This is a genomic window from Martinezella paranaensis (assembly GCF_014200235.1).
Classification (GTDB): domain Bacteria; phylum Pseudomonadota; class Alphaproteobacteria; order Rhizobiales; family Rhizobiaceae; genus Rhizobium; species Rhizobium paranaense.
On record NZ_JACHBI010000048.1, the window covers coordinates 1 to 1,564 of the forward strand.

Here is a 1,564-nt window from a genome sequence, read left to right on the forward strand (position 1 = left end):
TTTAGATCCCATGAGGAGTGAACAGCGGCCGACGCTCTGGCAGAGTGAGGCTGCATCAAAGCACTCGCTCAGGAGGAGCAGGTTATGGAACCCACATCCATTCAGCCAACCGCTGTCCGCACTGATCTTGGCGCAATTTTTGTGTCATTGGAACTGAGCCGATCGACCTGGTTGATCACTTCGTTGTCGCCGGGCAGCGGCGAAAAGATGTCCAAGCATGTAGTGGACGGTGGCAATGTCGCCGAGCTGCTGGATCGGTTTGAGCAGCTACAACAGAAGGCGCGGTTGAGAACAGGAAAGTCATTTCCCATCGTGACGATCCAAGAGGCCGGATTGGACGGCTTCTGGATACACCGCGTACTGGAGGCTAACGGGATCGAGAGTTACGTCGTCGACGCAGCTTCGATCGCGACCTCCCGTCGACGTCGGCGTGCGAAGACGGACAAGATTGATGGAGAGGCTCTGACGCGCACGTTGCTCGCTTTCAAGCGTGGCGAGCCACGCGTATGTGCGATGGTCAGAGCGCCAGATCCGGAGGACGAAGATCGGCGTCGGATTTGCCGGGAACGCAAAGTTTTGATTGCTGAACGGGTCAGGCATGTCAATCGAGTGAAGGGGCTACTCTTCGCGCAAGGCGTCAGCGGCTATCAACCGCTCCGTAAGGATCGCCGTCAGCGGCTGGAGGAGCTCCAGACGGGAGATGGGCGCGAGTTACCGAAACACCTAAAGGCTCAAATCAATCGCGAACTCGACCGTCTCGAGTTGCTGCTAGAACAGATTTCTACAGTGGAGAGCGAGCGTAATTCTCTCCTATCGACGTGCGAGCAGCCTGCGGTTGAGGCAACCTCGCCCGCAGCAATGCTGCTTTCCTTGAAGGGTGTTGGCGCTGAATTTGCCGCCGTTCTTTGGACCGAAGCACTGTCCCGACATTTTGATAATCGGCGGCAGATTGCCGCCTATGCAGGTTTGACACCGACCCCATGGATGAGCGGGACGATTGACCACGAACAGGGTGTCTCAAAAGCAGGGAATCCTCGGCTGCGCACCACGATGATTCAACTGTCGTGGCTGTGGCTACGCAATCAGCCAGCGTCAGCGCTCAGTCGTTGGTTTGTGGATCGGGTTCAGTTGAACGGGGGACGTTTAAAGAAAGCCGCGATAGTTGCTCTGGCGCGCAAGCTACTTATCGCGCTGTGGAAGTTTGTTACTGCGGGGGTTGTCATCGAAGGGGCTGTCATGAAGACGGTCTGACGACCAAGAAATAGCCGAACACACGAAATCTTCCAGGACTGATCAATCCTGGCGGATCCAGGTGAGCGAACCGCCTCAAAGTCGGGCTTCAAATGCCGCGCTTTAGATTGGTCCCGTTCTCCTGAGCCTTGCCGCTACGCAAGCGGGATAGTGGCGCTGCCGGGAAGACGGCGACCGTATGTGAGTTTGAACCGGTGACGGAAACGTGCCGCGTCAAGCAAGTGGCTCAGACCATGGGTTCGATATGAAATCGGAAGGATGCAAACTATGAACCAGTGATTGATCTTGACGGCGAAATCCTCATGTGAGCTTT

General features: G+C 56.2%; 1 protein-coding gene. It reads left to right on the forward strand.

All coding sequences use genetic code 11. The annotated features are described in order from the left end of the window. Window positions 1-84 precede the first annotated feature (84 nt). Window positions 85-1,251 carry an IS110 family RNA-guided transposase gene (locus GGD50_RS32510; protein ID WP_183941385.1) on the forward strand — a complete coding sequence of 389 codons (1,167 nt, stop codon included), beginning with the start codon at window positions 85-87 and terminating at the stop codon, window positions 1,249-1,251. Window positions 1,252-1,564 lie beyond the last annotated feature (313 nt).